Source organism: Brevibacillus fluminis (genome assembly GCF_003710825.1).
GTDB lineage: Bacteria > Bacillota > Bacilli > Brevibacillales > Brevibacillaceae > Brevibacillus_D > Brevibacillus_D fluminis.
The window spans coordinates 107,136-125,961 of sequence record NZ_RHHQ01000022.1 but is presented as its reverse complement, the minus strand read 5'-3'; the positions used below and the strand labels follow the sequence as shown (position 1 = coordinate 125,961).

General features: G+C 50.1%; 22 protein-coding genes. 1 reads left to right on the top strand and 21 read right to left on the bottom strand.

Features of this window, described 5'->3' with window-relative positions:
* Position 1: 1 nt before the first annotated feature.
* From EDM56_RS25460 to EDM56_RS25415, 10 genes are all read right to left on the bottom strand, one after another.
* Positions 2 to 1,519, bottom strand: a complete 1,518-nt coding sequence (locus EDM56_RS25460) for a tetratricopeptide repeat protein (RefSeq protein WP_122920751.1) — start codon at positions 1,517 to 1,519, stop codon at positions 2 to 4.
* A 95-nt stretch (positions 1,520 to 1,614) separates the two neighbouring features.
* Positions 1,615 to 2,481, bottom strand: coding sequence for a pantoate--beta-alanine ligase (panC, locus tag EDM56_RS25455; RefSeq protein WP_122920750.1), 867 nt, complete (start codon positions 2,479 to 2,481; stop codon positions 1,615 to 1,617).
* Entirely contained in the window at positions 2,478 to 3,338 is an 861-nt protein-coding gene (gene panB, locus EDM56_RS25450) for a 3-methyl-2-oxobutanoate hydroxymethyltransferase (protein WP_122920749.1), read from the bottom strand. Before panB ends, panC begins: the two co-directional genes overlap by 4 nt.
* 314 nt (positions 3,339 to 3,652) lie before the next feature.
* Entirely contained in the window at positions 3,653 to 4,633 is a 981-nt protein-coding gene (locus EDM56_RS25445) for a biotin--[acetyl-CoA-carboxylase] ligase (RefSeq protein WP_122920748.1), read from the bottom strand.
* Positions 4,587 to 5,858, bottom strand: coding sequence for a CCA tRNA nucleotidyltransferase (locus EDM56_RS25440; RefSeq protein ID WP_246009530.1), 1,272 nt, complete (start codon positions 5,856 to 5,858; stop codon positions 4,587 to 4,589). The genes EDM56_RS25445 and EDM56_RS25440 overlap by 47 nt, the downstream gene beginning before the upstream one ends.
* A 123-nt stretch (positions 5,859 to 5,981) precedes the next feature.
* Positions 5,982 to 7,103: an N-acetyl-alpha-D-glucosaminyl L-malate synthase BshA gene (gene bshA, locus EDM56_RS25435; RefSeq protein WP_122920747.1), complete on the bottom strand. Its 1,122-nt coding sequence runs from the start codon at positions 7,101 to 7,103 to the stop codon at positions 5,982 to 5,984.
* 78 nt (positions 7,104 to 7,181) lie between these two features.
* Complete coding sequence (gene bshB1 / locus EDM56_RS25430; RefSeq protein ID WP_122920746.1) at positions 7,182 to 7,880, bottom strand: bacillithiol biosynthesis deacetylase BshB1; 699 nt, start codon at positions 7,878 to 7,880, stop codon at positions 7,182 to 7,184.
* An 8-nt stretch (positions 7,881 to 7,888) separates the two neighbouring features.
* The gene (mgsA, locus tag EDM56_RS25425) at positions 7,889 to 8,290 is read right to left on the bottom strand and encodes a methylglyoxal synthase (RefSeq protein ID WP_122920745.1); all 402 of its coding nucleotides are present in this window, start codon (positions 8,288 to 8,290) and stop codon (positions 7,889 to 7,891) included.
* A gap of 23 nt (positions 8,291 to 8,313) precedes the next feature.
* Positions 8,314 to 9,135 carry a 4-hydroxy-tetrahydrodipicolinate reductase gene (gene dapB / locus EDM56_RS25420; RefSeq protein ID WP_122920744.1) on the bottom strand — a complete coding sequence of 274 codons (822 nt, stop codon included), beginning with the start codon at positions 9,133 to 9,135 and terminating at the stop codon, positions 8,314 to 8,316.
* A 6-nt stretch (positions 9,136 to 9,141) separates the two neighbouring features.
* Positions 9,142 to 9,474, bottom strand: a complete 333-nt coding sequence (locus EDM56_RS25415; protein WP_122920743.1) for a nucleotide pyrophosphohydrolase — start codon at positions 9,472 to 9,474, stop codon at positions 9,142 to 9,144.
* A 169-nt stretch (positions 9,475 to 9,643) separates the two neighbouring features.
* Between EDM56_RS25415 and EDM56_RS25410 the strand changes: the two genes are divergently transcribed.
* Complete coding sequence (locus EDM56_RS25410) at positions 9,644 to 10,504, top strand: YitT family protein (protein ID WP_122920742.1); 861 nt, start codon at positions 9,644 to 9,646, stop codon at positions 10,502 to 10,504.
* A 117-nt stretch (positions 10,505 to 10,621) separates the two neighbouring features.
* On the opposite strand, the gene EDM56_RS25405 is transcribed toward EDM56_RS25410, so the two are convergent.
* The 11 genes from EDM56_RS25405 to EDM56_RS25355 form a co-directional block, all read right to left on the bottom strand.
* Entirely contained in the window at positions 10,622 to 11,428 is an 807-nt protein-coding gene (locus EDM56_RS25405) for a sporulation protein YpjB (RefSeq protein WP_122920741.1), read from the bottom strand.
* A gap of 50 nt (positions 11,429 to 11,478) precedes the next feature.
* Positions 11,479 to 12,081, bottom strand: coding sequence for a DUF1405 domain-containing protein (locus EDM56_RS25400; protein ID WP_122920740.1), 603 nt, complete (start codon positions 12,079 to 12,081; stop codon positions 11,479 to 11,481).
* Positions 12,082 to 12,191: 110 nt separating this feature from the next.
* Positions 12,192 to 12,977 (bottom strand): menaquinol-cytochrome c reductase cytochrome b/c subunit, encoded by a 786-nt coding sequence (locus EDM56_RS25395; RefSeq protein ID WP_122920739.1) that lies wholly within the window; start codon positions 12,975 to 12,977, stop codon positions 12,192 to 12,194.
* Positions 12,978 to 13,006: 29 nt separating this feature from the next.
* The gene (qcrB, locus tag EDM56_RS25390) at positions 13,007 to 13,678 is read right to left on the bottom strand and encodes a menaquinol-cytochrome c reductase cytochrome b subunit (protein ID WP_122920738.1); all 672 of its coding nucleotides are present in this window, start codon (positions 13,676 to 13,678) and stop codon (positions 13,007 to 13,009) included.
* A 1-nt stretch (position 13,679) separates the two neighbouring features.
* Positions 13,680 to 14,204, bottom strand: coding sequence for a Rieske (2Fe-2S) protein (locus EDM56_RS25385; RefSeq protein WP_122920737.1), 525 nt, complete (start codon positions 14,202 to 14,204; stop codon positions 13,680 to 13,682).
* Between the two features lie 245 nt (positions 14,205 to 14,449).
* Positions 14,450 to 14,872: a DUF2487 family protein gene (locus EDM56_RS25380; protein ID WP_122920736.1), complete on the bottom strand. Its 423-nt coding sequence runs from the start codon at positions 14,870 to 14,872 to the stop codon at positions 14,450 to 14,452.
* Between the two features lie 62 nt (positions 14,873 to 14,934).
* Positions 14,935 to 15,108, bottom strand: a complete 174-nt coding sequence (locus tag EDM56_RS25375; protein ID WP_342772415.1) for an IDEAL domain-containing protein — start codon at positions 15,106 to 15,108, stop codon at positions 14,935 to 14,937.
* Positions 15,109 to 15,150: 42 nt separating this feature from the next.
* Positions 15,151 to 16,269 carry a hypothetical protein gene (locus EDM56_RS25370; RefSeq protein WP_122920734.1) on the bottom strand — a complete coding sequence of 373 codons (1,119 nt, stop codon included), beginning with the start codon at positions 16,267 to 16,269 and terminating at the stop codon, positions 15,151 to 15,153.
* A gap of 99 nt (positions 16,270 to 16,368) precedes the next feature.
* Entirely contained in the window at positions 16,369 to 17,316 is a 948-nt protein-coding gene (locus EDM56_RS25365) for a tetratricopeptide repeat protein (RefSeq protein WP_122920733.1), read from the bottom strand.
* Between the two features lie 92 nt (positions 17,317 to 17,408).
* On the bottom strand, positions 17,409 to 18,062 hold the full coding sequence (locus EDM56_RS25360) for an anti-sigma factor family protein (protein WP_122920732.1): 654 nt from the start codon (positions 18,060 to 18,062) through the stop codon (positions 17,409 to 17,411).
* Complete coding sequence (locus tag EDM56_RS25355) at positions 18,059 to 18,652, bottom strand: RNA polymerase sigma factor (RefSeq protein WP_122920731.1); 594 nt, start codon at positions 18,650 to 18,652, stop codon at positions 18,059 to 18,061. Before EDM56_RS25355 ends, EDM56_RS25360 begins: the two co-directional genes overlap by 4 nt.
* Positions 18,653 to 18,826: the final 174 nt, after the last annotated feature.

Here is an 18,826-nt window from a genome sequence, read left to right as displayed (position 1 = left end):
TTCAGTGTATCGTCACATTCGGCATCGGAGCTTGATACTCCTGCTTGCTATTTGCCATGTCGCCTGCTTCCTGCATATTCCGGACGATTGTAAGGAACAGACTGGCTTCCGGTATTTCCAGAGCCTGGTCGAAATACGCTTCCGCATTGTTCCATTGCTCTTGAATGGCCGCGAGCCGCCCCAAGTGGTAATTGCCGAGAGCGCGCAAATACGCTTCATTGTGGCTGCGCAATGAGTCAGCGAGCATTTCAGCGAGCGGATAATCCCCGAGCCGTTCGCTCGCAACGATTAAGCCCGCTTTTGCCAGATGATTCGACACATCTTTTGTCAGCATGAACCGAAACGCACTTGCGGCCCGACTCTCTTCGCCATTAAACAGCAAGAGCCACCCATAGCTAAACAAATAGTCGAGCTTATGTGGGGCAAGCGAAATCACCTTTTTCAATAGCGGCAAGGCGCGTTCAGCCCCATGCAACAACCAAACGTTCCACGCCATCCCATGCCAGGCGACATCATCGGCGGGAAAACGCTCCGTCAAATGACGATAGCAATGATACGCACGCTGATTTTGCCCATTCGACTCAAAAAACAGTGCGATCTCATACAAAACGGAAGCATCAAGCTGACGGATCGGCAGCTGCAAGCCCGGCGGCGTCTCTTTGATCCACGCGGTTTCCTTGGCTGCGATACTCTTGGCAGCGTGCAACCATGCGACATGTGCCTCCCAGTCGTCCGGCATACTGCTCAAATACAGATCAAGGATTTCAATCGCTTCCTCCGGCTCATCGTCGCGCAAATGCGTAAGCGCCATGTTGTACATCGCCTGCGTATTTGCTGGCTGATGAGCCAATGTTTCACAAAACGCCTGGCGCGCTTCCAGCCACTTTTCCTCTTCAGCCAACATGCAGCCTATTGCATTGTAGCTGATCGCCGCCACGTTCTTTGATGCGGCCGTCTTGCCAATCAGCCTGAACTCACGCATTGCCTCCTCGCGATCTTCGCAAAACAACAGGCTATACGCGTAGTATAATCGACCCGTCTCCCAATCTGGCGCCTCTGCTACCAGTTCGCGAAAATATCCGCGCGCATTCTCATACAGGCGCAGGTGGAAAAACCCTTCTCCTTTGCGATAACGAATCATCGCATCTTCATCATCGGAACCGTCTTTGGCATTGCTGGCTGGGTCGGACTTGGCGCTTTTTTGGTTCAAGGCAAGCCCTGACGCGCCAGAAGCTTCTTTGCCCCCAGCCTTCAAGGTTCCTGTATAAGCGGACGTGGACTGTCCCCCCAACGAAGCCTGCAGCTGCTCAGCCGCAAGCTCCCCGGTGATATGCTTCATCACATGTGACAATTTTTCCTCATACTGCAGCCACAGGTCGACGACCGAATCGCTTGCGTTGCGCAGCTCCCACAGCTTGGACAGCAGCTCCTGCTTGCGGGTTTCCGTTGCTGTCTGCCACTCGTTCTCGATCGCCCTGATTCGCTGTGTCAAGGATTGAAACCACTCATCTATATACATAGGGAAACCACCCCCTCAAGAGCTACATGATACCATTCATTCTCTCTCAAGCAGGGTGGCTCTATTCATTTCACGTATTCCGGGCCCGTTTCCCGCTAGGAAATCCGCATAATCAGATTGTCCAGAAGGCGCGTTTTTCCGAATGCAACCGCAAGTGCGACGCAAATCCGCTGGCCGGATTCGAGCGTTTCGACCGTTTTCAACGCCGGGTATTCCATCACTTCCACGTAATCGATAACAGCTAGCGGCTTTGCTTCAATCATGCGGACAATCCCATCCCGTATCGTCGCTGCGCTCGTTTCGCCGATTTCGATCGCTTCCCGAGCCTTTTGCAGGCTTTGCGACAAAACAAGCGCTTGGTCCCGTTCTTCCGCCGACAAGTACACATTGCGCGAGCTCATGGCCAGTCCGTCCTGCTCCCGGACGATCGGACACGGCACAATCGTAACAGGCATGGACAAGTCCGTCACCATCTGCTCGATGACCGCCAGCTGCTGCGCGTCCTTCTCGCCGAAATAGGCAGCATCCGGGCCAACGATATGGAAGAGCTTGCTGACAACGGTCGCCACGCCATCAAAATGTCCAGGGCGGGACCTGCCGCACAATGGCTCCGTAACCTGTGCGACCGAGACGGTGGTCAATATTTTCTGAGGATACATTTCCTCCACCGATGGCGTAAACAAAACGGAAACGCCCGCTTGTGCCGCGATCTCTTTGTCACGCTGCAAATCCCGCGGATAGCGGCTGAAATCTTCATTGGGGCCGAATTGCAGCGGATTGACGAAAATGCTCAGGACCACGACATCGCACTCCTGTTTGGCCCGACTGACCAAGCTGGCATGTCCCGCATGCAAATAGCCCATCGTCGGTACAAACCCGATGCGCTTTCCCTCACGGCGCAAAGGCTGCAAATAATCGCGCAGCGATTGGATCGCATCACATTGGACAATTGTTTGATTCATGGCTTGGTCACCTCTCCGTAAAGTTGTGCGATGGTCTCTTCGCTCGCGTGAAATACATGTTCATCAGCAGGAAACGCCCTTGTCCTCACTTCGTTTACGTACTGGGCAACCGCTTGTTCGATCATGCTGCCGATGCTGGCATATTGCTTGACAAATTTGGGCGAAAGAGAAGATGCGAATTGCAGAATATCATGTAATACCAGCACCTGACCGTCACAGCCAGCACCTGCCCCGATACCGATCGTCGGTATTTCGATGCGATCGGTCACCATTTGGGCAACCTCCTGCGGCACGCACTCCAGTACAATTGCAAACGCCCCGGCATCTGCCAACGCTTGTGCATCGGTCAGCAATTTTTGTGCTTGCTCCCGATCCTTACCCTGTACCTTATATCCACCCAATTGATGGACCGACTGTGGTGTGAGGCCGATATGGCCCATCACAGGGATGCCTGCCTGTGTCAATCGTTGGACAAGCGGAGCAAGCTCCGCTCCCCCCTCCAGTTTCACCGCTTTTGCCAGCCCTTCCTGCATGAGTCGTCCTGCATTTTTCACCGCGTCATCAAGACTGCCGTGGTAGCTCAAGAACGGCATGTCCACTACAACCAATGCCCGTTTGGCAGCACGGGTGACCGCCTTGGCATGATGGAGCATGTCCTCCATTGTGACTGGAACGGTTGATTCGTACCCCAGCACCACCATGCCGAGAGAATCCCCTACCAAAATCACATCGACACCTGCCGCATCCACAATCTTCGCTGTCGGATAATCATACGCGGTCAAGACAGCGACCGGCTGCTTCTGCTGTTTACGTTTTTTCAGCTCTGTTGTGGTGATAGGTTGTGTTTGGGTTTGCAAACGAAAGCACCTCTTTCCCGTCTTGCCCAAAACCGCTCGTACGCGCCAAAACAAAAAGCCTTCCCACCCTAATAGGCATGAGAAGGCAGACTACACCCAGTGTAACTAACATTCAAATCGGGAGTCTCTCTGTCTCGGTCCTGATAGGCTCTGAGCAGAACTTTACTAGTATGTGAAATAAATAAAAAGAAAACCGAAGCGGAGTGCCGTTCACCTCAGTGATACAGCCTCGCTTGGGTTTGAGTATAACAGATGGTCCGTATTTGTGCACCAGATTTTCCACTGTTCTCATCCATCCATGAGCATAAGTGCTGTCAGGCGCGGTAATCGAGGTCTGCAGAATAGACCTGATGCTGATAGCCTTCGGCGTCTTCTACAAGCAGTGCCCCATCCAGACCAAGTCCGACCGCACGGCCTTCAATCTCGTTTTGCTGATTGTACACTTTTACGACCCGACCGAGCGTGTACGAATTGGCTTCCCATTCCTCGCGAATGCGCGCAAATCCGTTCTCCAGGTAAAACGCCAATTCCCGTTCAAAGGAGCGGCAGTATGCCTGTACTAATTCCGCACGCTGAATGGACGAGCCGCTTTCGATTCGCAGTGATGTCGCAATGCTGTGCAGTGATTCGGGAAAATCGGATAGCAGATGATTTACGTTGACTCCCGTCCCAATCACCAAGTAATTGACTCGATTTTCTTCTGCGTTCAATTCTGTCAAAATGCCGCAAATCTTTTTACCGTGTACGAAAAGGTCATTCGGCCATTTGATTTGCACCTTCACAGAGGGAACCACCATTTCAATCGCCTTGCTCATTGCGACTGCGGTCAACAATGTCAACTGAGGAGCATTGGCGAGCGGCATATCCGGGCGGATAATCAGACTCATAAAGATGCCTGCCCCTTTTGGCGAGTGCCAAGGGCGCCCCATTCGTCCCTTACCGCCGTTTTGCTGATCAGCGATAATAATCGTGCCTTCCTCGGCCCCTTGTGCAGCCGCTTCATGTGCAAGTCGCTGGGTCGTTTCGACCGTATCGTACGCGTAAATGTGCCGTCCGATTTTTTTTGTAGTTAAGCCCGATAAAATCTGTTCAGCGGAAATACTATCAGGGACGTTGAGCAGTCGATACCCCGACTTGCGCACCGCCTCGAACTGGTAGCCTTCTTCGCGCAGCTCTTCGATATGCTTCCAGACCGCGGTTCGGCTGCATCCGCAATTGCGACTTAGTTCTTCGCCTGAAATAAATTGGTCAGGATGTTCCCGAAACGCGTTCAGTATTGCCTGTTTGATGTTCATAGCGTTCTACCTCTTTCCGTCCTTCCGCAAGCAGCCATTCCGGCGTATTGGGCTTGTGGTAAAGTGCCACCTGCTCGAGCAAGTGCTGCAAGGTATGCGCAATCCACGGCCCTGCCGTCTTGTCCGTCGCCGTCAGCAAGTCCTTGCCTGTGACAGCCAGTTCTTTCAACGATTTCACTGGCAACCGTTCATATGTATCGATCACGCTTTGCGAATGCGAATCGGTCGCTTCATCTTGTTCCCACCAAATCGCTTGCAAAAGATGGTTTGCTTCCACACACGTCTCAGGCCCGTATCGCAGCAGCGCATGCTCCCAACCGATTGACTCAGATTCATCCCAACTCGGACGCATTTCCGTGACGATATGTAAAAGAAGCGCGATTTTGTCACGCTCTCGGTTCGACATGCGCAGCAATGCTACTAAAGACAAAGCGGCTTCATTCGTCGCCCCGGATGCATACAATAACAACGCCCACTTTTCCGCAAGAGAAGTCAACTTGCGTACCCTATGCATATAAGGTGCAGCCAGCTTGAACAACTGATCGAGCTCAGGATAAACGCGCAGCAGCTCAGCACGATTAATGATCGCAACGCCGTGCCATGGATAGTCGCTGCCAATCAGCTTGCACAGCTCCACACGCACGCGCTCAGGCGCAATATGACGCAACAGGTCCGCACAGTCTGCCAGAGCCTGCTCGGTTTTGCTATCCAGGTCAAACTGAAGCTGTGCCGCAAACCGGGCTGCTCGCAGCAGCCGCAGCGCGTCCTCTGTGAACCGCTCCTGCGCGCTGCCAACCGTTCGGACCAATCCGCTCAAAAGATCTGTTTGCCCGCTAAACGGGTCGCTCAGCCTTCCGTGCCGATCCATCGCCATCGCGTTGATCGTGAAATCCCTCCGCGCCAAATCTTCCCTAAGGTCGCTCACAAACCGCACTTCATCCGGGCGCCGATGATCGCTATACGCCGCTTCTGCGCGATAGGTCGTCACTTCAAAGATGGCTCCGTCATGCTTCACCGAAACCGTTCCATGCTGCAATCCCGTCGGAATATGATCGGGGAAAATCCGCATAATGTCGCAAGGCTGGGCGTTCGTGCATATATCAATATCATGAACGGGACGCTTGAGCAGCCAATCTCTGACACAGCCGCCGACAAAAAAGGCTTCATAGCCGTTCTCCTCCAGCTGTGCCAGCACGTAGAGTGCCTGTTCCTTCAACATCAGCATTCCACTCCTCTCCATTGCCGTTACTCGTCGAAACTACATCAGGAGGGTAATTATTATGACCAGAGCGCTGTTTGGTTTCATCATTTTCTTATCCAAGATCATGCAAACATTCAAAGCTCGTCATTAATGTTCGCCGAGCAGCTTTTCATAAAGCTCTTCGTACTGTGTCGTGATGGTTTCGTGGCAAAACGTTTTGCAAGACCGCTCTACGCCTGTGCGGGCAAAGCGTTCGTACAACGCTTCGTCCTTCAACAGCTTCACCGTTTTTTCTGCAAGTCCTTCGACATCGCCGAGCTCGCACAAAAAGCCGGTTTCCCCATCGACAATCACTTCCGGCAGACCGCCCACGTTTGTGGCAACCACTGGCACTCCGCACGCCATTGCTTCCAAGGCGACTAATCCGAAGCTTTCCTTTTCCGAAGGAAGCAGCATGACATCAGCCATGGACAGCACCTCAGCGACGTCCTCCTGTTTACCGAGAAAACAAGCCTCATTTTCAAGACCGTATTCTTTCAACATCTGCCGAGCAATTGCAGTATCCGGTCCTTCACCGATCAACAACAGCCTGGTTGGATGCTCGCGTTGCACAAGGCGGAACACATCAATCACATCGCGAATTCGTTTGACCGGCCGGAAATTAGAGATGTGCATGAGCAGCTTTTCGCCGTTTGGCGCGAACATTTTTTTGACCTCTGCCACATCTTTGCGAACATAACGCCGTTTGTCCACAAAATTGTAAATTCGCTCGATCGGCTTATCGACTTGCAGCGATTGGTACGTCTCATTGATCAAGTCTTGCGAGACAGCCGTTACCACATCACTTTTTTCGATACCAAAACGGATCAAGTCGCTGAGCGTCGGATCATAACCGAGCACGGTGATATCGGTTCCGTGCAACGTCGTGACAATCTTCAACTGATCTCCCACCATCTGTTTGGCCAAAAAAGCGCATAACGCATGGGGCACTGCGTAATGGACATGAAGAATGTCCAGTTTTTCCGTTTTCGCAACCTGTGCCATCCGATTGGCCAGCGTCAAATCATAGGGCGGATATTTGAACACGTCGTATTGGTTGACCTCCACCTCGTGGTAAAACACGTTCGGATGGAACTTGCCCATGCGAAAGGGCATGCTTGACGAGATGAAATGAACCTGATGGCCCCGTTCGGCAAGCAGCTTCCCTAGCTCTGTCGCCACCACCCCTGATCCGCCTAACGACGGGTAACAGGTTATGCCGATTTTCATTGGGTTTTCTCTCCTCTTTAACATAAAACGCCTCGGCGTTTTGCCTATATAGTATCGACGATAAAGCCTATTGTTCGTTTAAATCAATTCCGGAAGAACCACTGGCCCTCCGTTGATAAAGCCTTCTGCATACGTCACGCCTGCCTGCTGGCCGAACAATCGCTCACGATGCTCCACCAGTTCGATATAACCGTTGTTGAGCGGAGTCGGTACGCTGTTCTCTTCCGTTTCAAACTGGCTCCGGTACGAACGCAAAATCGCGAGTTTTTGTTCATAGACATCGCTGACATCGATGACAAATTGCGGCGCTGCCGTCGAATTGATCAAGTAATAATGAAACTTGGCCGGCCGATAGCCTGCCAAATCCTCATTGCCTCTGTAGCGATGAATGCCAGCGTTGAAAACAGCCTCTTTCACGATCCGGCTAACACTCTCGTGGTCCGGATGACGGTCCTGTCCATAGGGTGCGAGAACGAGCTTGGGACGAGTTGATCGAATCAAATCGACGATCCACTTGATCGCCTCATCTCGTATCGATTCTAGCCCCCGATCAGGGAATCCAAAATTGTAGCGTTCGGTTAGCTGTAGTAACTGAGATGCTTGCGCGGCTTCCTGTTGTCGGCGCTCGACCGTGCCGTTGGAGGAAAGCTCAGCGAAGGTAAGGTCGAGAATCCCCGTCTTCCATCCTTTTATAGCAGCCTTGTACAAGCTTGCGCCCGCGCCGATTTCCACATCGTCCGGATGTGCGCCAATCGCTAATATGTCAAGCTGTTTCATAGCTATCCTTACTCCTCGTGGACCAGATTGCGCCACGCGATCTGCCCATTTGCTAATGCCTTGAGCAACACTTCTGCCGTACCCAAGTTTGTCGCCAACGGAATTTTGTGTACATCACACAGACGGATCAGCGCGTTGATGTCCGGTTCATGCGGCTGTGCCGCTAATGGATCCCGCAGGAAGATGACCATGTCCATTTCGTTTTGCGCCACTTTTCCACCAATTTGCTGATCGCCCCCGAGAGGTCCGGAGAGGAACCGGGTAACTTCTAGCGATGTGTTTTCCATGATGCGTGTCCCGGTTGTGCCTGTTGCAAACAATTCATGCTGAGCCAAAATCGATTCGTAGGCTGTCGCCAATTGAACCATTTCTTCTTTTTTACGGTCGTGAGCTATGAGTGCAACTTTCATTTTATCTCTCCCTCTCCCCGATCTTAATCCAACAGGTTCTCCAATCCATACACAAGCGTATCCATGTTCATCGCAGCTTTGATCGCCATGTTGACGCCTGGCATGAACGATTCGCGGTTGATGCTGTCATGGCGGATCGAAAGCGTCTGGCCCGTAGCTCCGAACAACACTTCCTGATGCGCCACCATCCCCGGCAAGCGCACGCTGTGGATACGGAAGCCATGGTATTCAGCCCCACGCGCACCCGGGATGCTTTCTTCCTCCTGCGGATGACCTTGTGCGAGTTCTGCGCGGGATTTGGCGATCAGCTCTGCCGTTTTCAATGCGGTACCGCTCGGCGCATCCAGCTTGCGGTCATGATGCAGCTCGATAATTTCCACATGTGGCATATATTTGGCAGCCATCGCTGCGAATTTCATACACAGAATCGCCCCGATCGCAAAATTCGGCGCGATGATTCCGCCCAGCTTTGCTTCGGTATAACGGCGCGTCAAATCTTCCATTTGCTCTGTGGACAACCCGGTTGTGCCGATAACCGGCCGTACTTTATACTGTAGGGACAGCTCCATGTGCTGGAATACGGTTTGCGGCGTTGTGAAATCTACCAGCACGTCAGGCTGATACTTTTGGAACGCTTCTTCGACCGATTGGACGAACTGAACACCAAGCGTGCGTCCGCCGATCGCTTCGCCGACGTCTACACCGTGCAATTTCGAATCAACCGCAACTACGAATTCAAGCGTCGGGTCTTGGATCAGCATTTTGACGACTTCCTGCCCCATCCGCCCTTTCGCACCCGCTACAGCAACCTTAATGGTTTTCTCATTCCGCTCCAATGTTTCCATCTCTATCTACTCCTCTATTCTCGTCCAGCGATCTTTATCTCTGGTAGCAAATTTGTGCATAATACGATCAAAGGCTTCTTGCAAATCGATGCCAAGCGAATTGGCGAAACAAAGGACAATGAAAAATACGTCCCCCAGCTCGTCTTCGACAGTCTTCTGTTCTTCTTCCGCCTTTTTTGGTTTCTCGCCATAATAATGATTAATCTCCCTCGCAAGCTCGCCGACTTCCTCGGTCATGCGCGCCATCATGGCAAGTGGAGAAAAATAACCTTCTTTAAACTGCGATATGTATTTGTCCACTTCATCCTGAATGTCTTGTAAGGTTTTCCGCTCGGTCACACATAAGCTCCTTCCTTATCCATAAATGATTGCGTCTACTTCATCGTACCGCATGATAAAGGTTTTGCCAAATCTTTCGACTCGGATAGTGTATCATAGATGGACAATGGGAAAAAGCTCCGCTATAATGGCATACGAATTTGGTTATGTATGGGAGGAGGGCTGGTATATGAACATGCGTCTGAAAAGTCTTATTGCCATTGTCATCGGAACCGCCATCATCGGTTTCGGGATCAATACGTTCAACATTCCCAACGGTCTCGCCGAAGGCGGCGTGACGGGAATCAGCATCATCATCAAAATCTTGTTTCCAACAATTGACCAAGGTATCGTCTATTTCCTCTTAAACATTCCGCTCTTTATCATTGGTTGGAAAGTGTTAAGCCGTACGGAATTAGCCTATACGATCATCGGGACCATTCTCAGCTCAGCATTCTTTTCGTTGTTTGACTACGTGCTTACCCCTACGCCAATGAAAGATACGCTGCTTGCTGCTTTATTTGCAGGGGTTATGGTTGGGTTGGGTCTGGGTCTGATTTTCCGCTTTGGGGGCACCACCGGCGGCGTCGACATTATCGCAAGGATGTTTCAAAAGTATTTTGGCGTCAGCATGGGACGGACACTATTCATCTCCGATATCGTGGTCATCGGGATCTCTCTTGTGTACTTGAGCAAGGAAAGCGCCATGTACACGTTGGTCGCCGTCTTTATCGCAACGCGTGTCATCGATTTCATGCAGGAAGGTCTGAATGCAGGCAAAGCGCTGACGATCATTTCCGAGAATCCGCAAAAAATTGCCAAAGCAATTCTCGGTTTAGGACGTGGTGTAACCATCCTTACAGGCAGAGGCGCTTTTTCCGGTTCTGCAAAGGAAGTCATCTATGTCGTGGTTAGCCGCAATGAAGTCATCCGCTTCAAAAATGCGGTGCAGGAGATCGATCCTCACGCTTTCGTCATCGTTAATGATGTGCACGAAGTGCTGGGCGAAGGCTTTACCTTTGATGAGAATAAGCAACCTATTAATGACTAATGCGATCATGATATGCAAAACATCCCTCGTCGCTCCAAAGCGAGAGGGATGTTTTTTTCAGTCGTTCCAGGTATCTTGGTACGACATTTCTTTTTCACGTTATCAAACTTATCTAACCTACACGCTGGCAGCGTAATATTTACGCCATGCAACATAGGCGAGCGTAATGGATACGAGCGTTCCAATCGAAGTGCTAAGCATGACAAGAGAACGCGTGTCGAGCCAATCGCTGATCGCATGCCGGTCATCTCCTAAAAAAGCCGCCGAGATCGACGCATTTAAATCACGCAGTGTCTCGCGTACTACCTGCCAGTCAACCGTTTCATTGCGCACTTGCTTGACCAGCGCATCGTACGAAGCATTGATTTTTTCCATTTCCGGCTCAGACAGCTGAACGCTCATCGCCGGCTTGATCGCTAAAAACAGCCGATAATTTTCGGCGAACTGGTCGCGCAGCTCCTCTGCATCCCGCTCTACGGATGCCGACATCAAATTTTGCATTTGACTCGTAAAAGAAGTGTAATAATTGCGCCACATCGCCTGGTTTGGATGCGTGAGTGCGTCGATCGCAACACGCACCTGTGTCGCATGCCAAAGCAGTTTGTCATCGTCCGCTTTCCCTGCGGAAAACACATTGCGCGCGGCCAAAATGGATTGCGTGACCGCGTTCAAGCTTTCGATCTTTATCGATACGGGGAGCGTTTGGCTTGGAAAAATGTCGGCGAGGTTTTGAATTTTGATGCGCGCTTGCTCCATGTCCCCTTTTTTGGTCAACACAAGCAACTCTTCCGCCAATTTATCTACCCGTGAAAATTGCTGCTGCTCGTCTGACTTTTCCATGGAAGACAAGATGGTGTACATGGGCCAGGAAAGCGCTAATCCTGTAACGAGAAGCAGCAAAAGTATTTTTATGTTTTTTCGCAAAAGAAAAAACCTCCTTTCCCATACTACAGCCTATGGAAAGAAGGACAAGATTAGACCTCATTTTGTTGATTTTTTACGTTAATCGTCCAAATGACAGCGATTGAAATGATACTCAATGCTACGGTGCATAGCCCGACGATTCCGGAATAAGGATCGAGCACTTCAGGCAAGTACGGATGGAGATCCATGACATAGTCGACGAAATCGTTGTTCAGCGTCCAAAGGGAAGCGAAACCGACTACAAGCCAGCTCAATTTATAGAAACGGGCATAAAGCAAGGATTCGATTGCCATCCCCAAATGCGAGCAAACGAGCATGACTTGTTGCCATTGCAGCTCGTCTCCCAACGCCCATCCAGCAAAAATGACAGCTACGGCCCAGATCCCGTACTTAAAGTTGGTGATTCCGGCTAGTGCCTCTAACAATGGTACGTGTCGTCCAATGATGTAAGTAAGGATAACCAAAGTAAATAGACCGCTTCCTGTCGGGCTATCTGGCACAAATATCCGAAATATGGCCGGTTCCGTTGCTTCCAATTGGGCTTTATACCAAATAAAGCCGTAAATGGTTCCGCCTAGATTGATGAAAAAGAGAATCCACAGGAACCATGATTTCCCCAACGAATCCGAAAACCACTCCCACATCCATCTCATCTGAATCGTCTCCCATGTTGAAGATATGTATTCTTCTGAAAAAAGGCTATTAGAAAGACAGGAAAGCAAAAGCTGACCGATTTGATCAGGCCAGCTTTTGCTTGATGAGCCTATTTTAAAGAAGCAAGGTATTCGGCAAGTTTTTTGCGGTCTTCATCGCTACCTTTGAACATGCCTGGTGGCATTCCGCCCTTACCATTTTTAATTACTTCTTCAATTTGGGAAGCATCCAGTTGGGCACCGATCTTTTGCAAGTTCGGACCCATCATGCCTTCCATGTTTTGCCCATGGCAACCCTTACAACTTTGCTGAGCGGTCCACAGTTGATCCGGTTTGAAGCTTGGATCAGCTTTGGCAGCTGGCGCTGCAGCAGAGCCTCCGCCGGAATGGCTGGCTGCCGGTGCGTGTTTGTTGTGCTCATCCATCGCAGCCCATGTCAAGTAGAACAGGCCCACCAAGGAGACCAACATGATTCCTGTCGCAACCGGGCGACGGGAAGGACGGCGTTCTTTACCTCCATCCAACCAAGGAGCAAGCAACAAGCCACCGAAAGCAACGAGTGGTACACCGATGATACCGATCATTACCCAGTCACCGGAAGCCCACGGATATTTCAAAAGCTGGTACAGAAACAGGAAGTACCAGTCAGGCAACGGAACGAACGACGTATCGTTCGGATTCGCCTTATCCGTCAGCGGCGATGGATGAGATACGGTCAAGATCAGGTACGCGACCAGACCAACCGCAGCAACCATCCACTCTTTCAACAGGAAGTTCGGCATAAATGGTTCCGATTTTCCTGGGAAATCCGCATAAGACGGGGAAATGTTTGGGATGCGCTTCGCTCTCACACGTGAGTCTCCAACGAAGGTAGCATCTTTATCGACTTTTGCCATGCTATTTCCTCCTTAATGTCGAAGACACATTATAGCGGTCCGGAAATACCTTGTACCCGGATCATCACGAAGTGCGCACCTAGCAAACCAAGCAAAGCGCCTGGCAGGAAGAATACGTGAATCGCAAAGAAGCGAGCCAGCGTTTGCGCACCTACGATATCGCCGCCGGTGAGTAACACTTTAAGATAAGGACCAATTAGTGGTACCGTGTCAGCGATTTGCAGACCTACTTTGGTTGCAAAATACGCTGTGTTGTCCCAAGGCAAGAGATAGCCTGTGAAACCAAGGCCCAACATGATGAAGAAAATCAGCATACCGACAACCCAGTTCATTTCACGCGGACGTTTGAACGAACCGGTGAAGAACACGCGCAGCGTATGTAAGAACATCATAACAATGACCAAGCTCGCTCCCCAGTGATGCATGCCGCGCACGATTACACCGAAAGCAACCTCGTTTTGAAGATATTTGACGGATTCATAAGCATTAATAATGTCTGGAACATAATACATGGTCAAGAACATACCAGACAGGATTTGGATTACTGTGATGAAGAACGTCAATCCGCCAAAGCAGTATACGAACGCGGAGAAATGGTGCGCCGGGTTCACGTGCTCTGGTACTTCATGGTCAGCAATATCACGCCACATCGGGGTAATATTGAGCCGTTCATCCACCCAGTCATAAACTTTCTGGATCATGTTAGCCGTTCACCCCCGGTCGAGGATTTGGAATGATTTTACCTAAATAGAGCTTGCCGTCTTTCACTTCCGACTCGTATTCGTCTAGCGATTTCAGAGGCGGGGTGTTCAAAATGTGTTCGCCTTTCACGGAGTAACGACCCATATGGCATGGGCAGAAATACTCGTTTGGGTGCTCTGGGCTCGTATTCCAGTCTACGGTACAGCCCAAATGCTTACAGACTGGAGACAGAGCCAGAATTTGACCCTTTTCATCCTTGGTGACCCAAGCCGTCATTGTTGTTTCCGTTTCATACCAACCGTCCTTGGTGTGAACCTTGAATTCAACACGCTTCGGATCTGCTCCGAATTCATCAGGGCTTCCAACTGCCACTCTATCTCCACCAGCTGAATGCTTCAGCACTGGGTCGATCGCAAAACGGATCATTGGCGTAATCATGCCAGCAGCAAGAAAGCCGCCCGTTCCCATGAGAGCATAGTTCAAGAACGTGCGTCTTGAAATTTCGCGTTTTCCACTTCCACTCATCCTATTTTCCCTCCTTATCCTGTAAAGTTACGCAACGAAGGATTCCACATACACAAGCAAAATTCATATACTAGGTCAGTTCCAATAATAGCTAACGCCCTAGTCGTATGTCAAGAATATCAGGGAACAAGACCCTTCATATATATGGCTTAGATTAATTTTGTTGAGAAATTGTCAAAATTACCCTCACCATATAATGCTAGTTGGATTGATTTCTTTTGTAGTATGACCCAAAACTGAAAACGCTATCGATTTCCCTGCCAATTTTTTAAGATCGTTTGGCACAATACATCGACAGTGATGTCAAAACGCACGCTTGATTCAAGATCTTCGTCGCCCACCGTTAAGATCTCTACTTTTGCTTCTGCATCGGTCGCTTCTGGCAGCAGTGAATGCCCGGTGAATCGCAGGATAAAATAGTAACCGAACGAACCTGGCACCTTCCATGCGCCGCCCTTTTCCCCCGTTTGGTACGTAAGCGGATACAAGAGCACGCGGCCTTTTAAGCGTTGCTCGACCGCAACTGCAAGCTTCATTAAATACCCCATGCGTAGGACATGCTCTGGTATGTCCACATTCTCGTCGTAATAATAAGAAGGGAGCAGTGCGGTATCCACATATGGCCGCAACTCCTCCCACTTTTCTACATCATCCCATATCCATTGCATCAAGCTCTCCTCATTTCATGAAAATCTGCAGTTAGATTAACATGAATTGGAGTGGCAAGCAATCATCCTGAAACAGATTGTTCATACGCAAGAATCGTGCGCAGCTCGTTGGTGAGGGTAAGAAAATGCTCCCGATTCCGTTTTTCCAGAGCCAGATCGATTTCATCGTAGAGCGATCTCTTACGGAACTGTCTGACCTGCTCATCGATAATCATTTCCGATAACAATCCTGACACCAAATTACTTCTCAGGTAATGCGAGCTCTCCATTGCAATCCCTCATTTCAACAAAATAATCGTTTCAGTAAAGCCGTTATATGTCTGTAACCAAGTTAGTGACGATTCTGTGCTTGCATACACCCATTCCTCATCCGCGCGCTGCCCTACCTTCAGAAGCCCAAGGTGAACCATCATTTTAAGCACGCGCTGCACGAGAATGGCTTCTGGCTCGTCATAGTAAAACGGTTTGAGCCATGGCAGCAAGATTTGTTTCAAGCTCTCCTGTGATACCCACTTTCCACCTGACATCCACGGAATGAGCTGGATGAGCATCGGCAAGTTCGGCACCGCCCGCTTGTACACCCGCTGCCAGAAGCGGATGGCATCATCATAGAGTGTTGGCGACGGCGGCTGACCAAGCAGCGATGCGCCTTGCTCCGTGAGCTGTACGGTCCCAGCTTCTTCCTTGATCCAGCGGTGATAGTAGCAAAAGTCATAGAGTAAAGAAAAGCGATCGGGATACTGGTCAAAATGGAGTCCATAGCCAAAGCGCCATTTTTGCGGTGCCAACGGCTCCTCCTTGACGGATAAAAACGAGAGGAGCTGCGTCTGATAACGCTTGTACATGCCCCCGTCACCTGTCAACGGCACAGGCTCTTTACTGAGAAACGAAAGTAACCTGTAGCAATCATCGACCAGCGCATGGCCTTCATCTCGATACGCCAACACTTCCGGCTCCTCATCTGGCTGCGTCAGCTTCCATCTTGAAATCCACTCACGGATGTATGGCTCACGAATGTCTGTAGGCACTTGATACTGGCCGATCGGTTTGTTTTTCGCAGGAAAAATCCACCCGCGCCGTAACGCATTCGCAATCAACTTGCGTCCCTGCTCCTGTTTCTTCTCCTTCAGGTGATGGAGTACAACTCCCGTTTTCGCCATCAAGTCTTCCAGTGAAACGACAATTCTTTTGTCCAAAAAAAGCAGGAAGAGAAAATGCGCCTCATCTGGAGCCAATCGTTCCACCTCATCGGCGACTGTTTGCCTGCGCCGAAGGTTCTGAAGCAGCGAGGTGATCAATTCATTTTTGGAATGAGGGTTGCACTCGCAGCCGTAATGTACGGCCATCTGATGGAGCTGTCTGATATCCGTAAATACCAATATCTCAGCCAAATTCATCGCAAATCCCTTCCCTCCATTTCGGATATACTCCCATTCTTACCAGTTTTATACATCCTAAACAAAAAGAGAGCATGCATCCCGTAAGATGCACGCTCTCTATACTTGTTCCTCTTCCTCTGCCGCGTTCCAGGAATCGAACAACTGCTGATATTGTTTCGCCTCTTCATAGCGACCCGCTTGTGTCAAAAGAGCGACCAACCGCTTGACATGGTCCAGATCAAAGCCCGACAGCTCGACATATTGCTTCAACGCCTCGATCGCCGCTTCCGTTTTGCCAGCCGACAAATAAATGTCGCTCAACAGCGGATAAGCCGTCACATACTCTTCATCGAGCGCAAGCAGCTGCTCTACATGCTGGCGCGCTTCCTCAAGCCTACCGATATGAAACGACATCAGTCCCGCGCCATACAGCGCTTCTGCTGTCGGATCGAATGCAACCGCCTGTACGTATGCTTCATACGCCTGCTCAAACTGGCCCAATTGCGCCAAGGTTCTTCCGTGGAATAACAGCGAAGCTGCGTTCGGTTCATCAAGCTGCTGTAAGTATTGCCCCGCCAAACTGAATTGTCCGGCACGTATGTACATTTCGCTCAAAGCTGCTTTGATTTCTTGGTTATCCGGATCTTTGGACAATGCCGTCTCCAAGTGTTTGGCAGCGACTTCATCCAGATCCTGCATCGCATATAAGTCCGCGAGCAGCAAATACAGCTCGACACCATCGTAGCCTCCCTCGCGCAACGGGAACAGCATGTCTTCAGCCAGTTCAAAGTTCCCTTCATCCAACGCGATCTCTGCCTGCATCAGCGAAAATTCCGCTCTCATCTCGGCATTCAGCTTCGGGTGCTCCAGCATATTCCCTATCAGATCGCTTGCTTCCTGTAAATGGCCCAGCTGGTACCACACATCAGCCAAGTACAGCATGACCTCTGGAATTTCTTTGCCGTGCTCCTGTACTTTTTGCAAGACTTGGATTCCCAGCTCGATCTCGTCGCTCTCGATCTTTTTCACTGCCTCGTCAATGACTTGTAACCATTTTTTCGGCATTTGTCTCTCACCTCCGTCAGTTCGCCTTTGCAACATCTTCGCTGCTGGCGGAAAAGACCGTCAGTCGACGGTCTTTTCATCAATGTGTATATTCAGGCCCTGTTTAACCAGCTCATGGACAACACGGTAATCAGTATACCAAAAAAACTGAGGATTAGACCATGGTTTCCCTTTGACGATTCTGTGTCTTCGTTCGTTGATAACAGTTGCGGGGATGTTGTTTCAAAATCGTTTGGGTTGATCGCCTTCACTGCTTGTGCTTCTGGCTCTACCACATATGTACCATCATCCGTCTGCATGGAAGCTGAGACGACCGGTGCTTTTGCAGAAGCGACCATCGTCAGCGTATCGCCAACCGGCAGCAATGAGCCACTCGCCAAATCCCCCTGGTCACCAGACTGGTGAATGAGCGTGAACGAACAGATCATCAACAAAATAACGGCAGCGCTCGCACTAAGCCAACGCATTCTCGCTGTCAGGGTAAACACTTTTTTACCAATTGGGATCGCCCATTTTTCTTCCGATAAAATCCGCGCCATAACGGCGTCTACGATCGATGGGGCTGACACGGTGGCATAATGATCCTTTTCCACCTTGATCCAATCATTGCTTTCTTGCCAAATCGAATATTCCGCGCGACAAGCAGAGCATCTGCCCAAATGATTGTCAACGCGCCGACGTGTCACCTCTGGCAGTTGATCATCGAGGTATTCAGTTAGCAGCTCCTGTGCTTCATCGCATTTCATGTCTTGTTCATCCCTTCGGCTTCATCCAATCGGTTGTCTAAGAAATAAGATTCCAGCTCTCCCTTGATGCTCTGTCGCGCCCGGAACAAAAGTGACTTCACGGAGCTAACGGTCAGATCAAGGATCGTGGCGATCTCATTGTAATCCATTTGTTCATATTCACGTAAGATCAAAGCCGAACGCTGTTTTTCAGGAAGGCTGTTAATCGCTTGGCGAACCAAAACCTCCCGTTCGTTTTTCAAGATTTGCTGCTCTGGCAAGCGTTCATACGCAACTGCCGGGACTTGCAGCGTATCTTCCAGATACATATCGGAATTGCGGCTTTTGCGTAGCTCGCTCAAAACGGTATTGCGCGCAATGGTGTAAAGCCATGTGGAAAAGGTAGCCTCAACATCACGAAACGATTCAATGCTTTTGTAAGCTTTGTAGAACGTTTCCTGGCAAAGGTCTTCGGCAATATGCTCCAAATGGGCTTGCCGCAGCATATGACTGACGAACGCATGAATTTTTTTCTCGTAGCGGCGAATGATTTCCGCGTAGCTTTCAACGTTACCTTCTTTTATAACACGGATTAACTGGGAATCGGTCATTCTCAGGTATACCCCCTAGGCGATTCCAATCCCCTGTTCGATCTTACTTAATTAGACCAGCAGGGTTTAGAAAAGTTGCGCTTGGTTTAAAAGATTTTTCTAAAAAGCTATGACGATGCATGTAGGTGAAATGTTTCGACATAATACTTGGCAGATGCTAACTATTTTACTATG